The organism is Dyadobacter sp., from assembly GCF_051859145.1.
Taxonomy (GTDB): Bacteria; Bacteroidota; Bacteroidia; order Cytophagales; family Spirosomataceae; genus Dyadobacter.
The window spans coordinates 1-3,184 of sequence record NZ_JBHYGF010000442.1 but is presented as its reverse complement, the minus strand read 5'-3'; the positions used below and the strand labels follow the sequence as shown (position 1 = coordinate 3,184).

At 46.3% G+C, this 3,184-nt stretch carries 2 protein-coding genes and 1 pseudogene; 2 read left to right on the top strand and 1 reads right to left on the bottom strand.

The features are described 5' to 3' along the window. Positions 1-98 precede the first annotated feature (98 nt). A complete protein-coding gene (locus ACTIE6_RS21295) occupies positions 99-1,193 on the top strand; it encodes an alpha/beta hydrolase (protein WP_439558550.1) in 1,095 nt (364 codons plus the stop codon). 98 nt (positions 1,194-1,291) lie between these two features. Here ACTIE6_RS21295 and hslU read toward each other — a convergent pair whose 3' ends face one another. Next, on the bottom strand, positions 1,292-2,686 hold the full coding sequence (hslU, locus tag ACTIE6_RS21290; protein WP_439558549.1) for an ATP-dependent protease ATPase subunit HslU: 1,395 nt from the start codon (positions 2,684-2,686) through the stop codon (positions 1,292-1,294). A 249-nt stretch (positions 2,687-2,935) separates the two neighbouring features. Between hslU and ACTIE6_RS21285 the strand changes: the two are divergent. Then, positions 2,936-3,184: pseudogene (locus tag ACTIE6_RS21285) on the top strand (GH92 family glycosyl hydrolase); the annotation flags it as partial.

Here is a 3,184-nt window from a genome sequence, read left to right as displayed (position 1 = left end):
ATGAAAAGCACGCATTCAAATTTGAATTCGTTAATTATTCAAAGAAAGCCGATTAATAAGTATTTTTGCAGTCACGTAACCCAGTGACTCTATCAAAAATGCAAGTACTAGTTGATACATTAACAATTGAATTAAGTACCACTCCAGTTGACAAACGCCCGGTTTACATTACCGGAAATTTTTGCAAATGGCTGCCCGATCTCGAAGCATATAAAATGACATTGGTAGCTCCGGGTAAATACACCTTTCAGTTTCCCGAAGAGGCAGAGTTGATTTTTCCCGTTGAATACAAATACACCCGCGGAGGCTGGGACCAGGTTGAACTGGATCGTTTTGGCAATCCGTACGGCAACCGGATGATTACGGAAAAGGATACCTTAATACAGGATACCGTACTCCGCTGGCAAACTGACGTTTTGAAGAAAACCGATATATCCCCCATTGTTGAGCTTGTTTCTGAAGCATTTGAAATTCCTCAGCTCGGCAAAATGCGCCGGGTACAGATCCTGCTCCCCCACGACTATTACGACCGTCCCGATCTTACATTTCCCGTTTTGTATATGACAGATGCACAAAACCTGTTTGGAGAAGGATCAGAATTCGGCAACTGGAACATCGATAAGAGCCTGACCAAACTGGCGAAGGAAGATAAAGCGGGCGTAATTATAGTCGCCATTGACCACGGCAATGAAGACCGTATCCTGGAATTTTCACCCTACACCAATCCAAAGCTCGGTAAGGGACAAGGCGAGCTGTTTATCAGGTTTATCACTGAAACATTGAAGCCGCACATCGATGCGCGATACCGGACCAAACCCGACCGCCTTAATACAGGTATTGGTGGAAGTTCGGTAGGTGGCTTGCTGAGCATATATGCGGCATTGATGTTCCCGCAGTTTTTTGGGAGGATTATGGCGTTTTCACCCTCCTTATGGATCTCGCAGCGCATCTATTTTGACGTAATCCACTTTTTTGAGCCTTTTGCCACACGCATTTACCTATACGCAGGTGGAAAGGAAGGTTCCAACATGATACCGAACTTCAATAAATTAACAGAAGCTCTGGAAAATCAGCGCTTTGGCTACGATCGGGTACAGATAAAAACGAGCACCAATCTCAAAGCAGACCATAGCGAAAAACATTGGAGCAAAGAATTCCCAGTCGCATTGAAGTGGCTTTTCTTTGGGGAGTAGGTGGAATGGAAGAAAGGGAGGATGGAGGAAAGGGAGGATGGTAGAAAGGGAAGGACAAACCTTCGTCCCTTTCGTCCCCTTCTTCCCCTCCCTCCTTCTCAAAGAATATACTGACTCAAATCCCGGTTTTTCACCAGATGTGATAGCTTCTCTTTCACCATTTCTGCGGTGACAGTGATTTGAGAATCTGCGCCGATCAGGTCGGGGATATCGAACATAAAATCATTCAAAAGCAGGCTCATGACGGTTTGTAGGCGTCTTGCTCCGATGTTTTCGACTTCGCTGTTGACTTCAAAAGCGATTTTCGCCATTTCGCGCAGCGCACCATCTTCGAATATCAGCTCTACGCCCTCGGCTTCCATCATCGCCTCATACTGCTTCGTCAAGGCATTCTTTGGTGTTTTCAGGATTTGGTAAAAATCCGATTCTGTCAGGCTGTTCAGCTCCACGCGGATTGGAAAACGTCCCTGCAATTCGGGGATCAGGTCGGAAGGTTTAGATACGTGAAATGCACCCGCTGCTACAAACAGAATATGGTCTGTGTTGATAACACCATGTTTTGTATTTACTGCGCTGCCTTCCACAATGGGGAGCAAATCGCGCTGTACACCCTCGCGGCTTACATCCGGACCGCCGCCGCCATTTGACCGGCTGGAAGCTACTTTGTCAATTTCATCGATAAAGATAATTCCGAGGTTTTCGGCTTTTTGGATCGCTTCCAGCTTTACTTCGTCCATATCAATCAATTTGGAAGCTTCTTCATCAAGCAGCAGCTTACGGGCTTCCTCCACGGTTACCTTCCGCTTTTTACCCCGGCGCGGCATCATATTACCGATCATTTCCTGGATATTCATCATCGACACGTCATCGACAGTACCTCCGATCATACCTACATTCGGCATTTGATTTTGCTGTACTTCAATTTCAATCTTCCGGCTGTCCAGCTCGCCGTTCCTGATCTTTTCCCTGAAACGTTCGCGCGTGCGCTGATTCAATTCGCCGTCGTCCTCCGGCATATCGTCTGCGCCACCTTCCGGGCGTACACGCGACACGTTTGAGCCGTGAACGGGCGGAATGAGCGCATCGAGAATAATATCTTCAACAGCCTGTTCGGCTTTGATCTTTACTTCTTCTTTCTTCTGCATGCGTACCATCCCAACAGCCTGTTCTACCAGGTCGCGCACCATACTTTCCACGTCGCGGCCCACGTAACCTACTTCGGTAAACTTGGAAGCTTCTACCTTCACGAAAGGCGCATCTGCAATCTTCGCGAGCCGGCGCGCTATCTCAGTCTTCCCTACCCCGGTAGCACCTATCATTAATATGTTATTCGGAATAATTTCCTTTTGAATATCTGCAGGGCTGTTCATTCTTCTCCACCTGTTCCGCAATGCGATCGCGACGTTCCGCTTTGCGTCATTTTGTCCGATTATGTACTGGTCAAGCTCAAAAACGATTTGGCTGGGAGTCAGGCGATTTAAGTGTTCAGTCATTTTAATGTGTATCGATTGTTATAATAATGTCAGTATAAAAGCTGGTTTAAAGGAATAAATCAGCATAAAAATGGCAAAAGTTGACTAGCGCCAAACCTGATGCATTTGCCTGAATGCAAAAAGAATTATGCCGGTACAAAATGTCATACTGCGCCCATTTGCAATTCTTGATTGATTCTGTTCTTCTTAGACGCCCTTCCATTACATTTGTCACGGTTTCGCATCAAAGAATTCTATTATATCCACTCAATGAAAAAAAACTGCTGTTTCCTTCTACTTTTTCTATTAAATGCCTCCGCGCTCTTCGGACAATCGGCTGAAAAGCCAAAGCCTGTTGATTATGTAAATCCATTGATGGGCACACAATCCAAATTCAGCCTTTCGGCTGGCAATACCTACCCTGCTATCGCACTGCCCTGGGGAATGAACTTCTGGATGCCGCAAACCGGCAAAATGGGTGACGGGTGGAGCTATATGTACGATGCCGAGAAGATCAGA

What these genes read in the sequence shown, in the direction of transcription:
- ACTIE6_RS21295 (WP_439558550.1), top strand. Translation starts at nt 99, where the DNA reads ATGCAAGTACTAGTTGATACATTAACAATTGAATTAAGTACCACTCCA.
- hslU (WP_439558549.1), bottom strand. Translation starts at nt 2,686, where the DNA reads ATGACTGAACACTTAAATCGCCTGACTCCCAGCCAAATCGTTTTTGAG.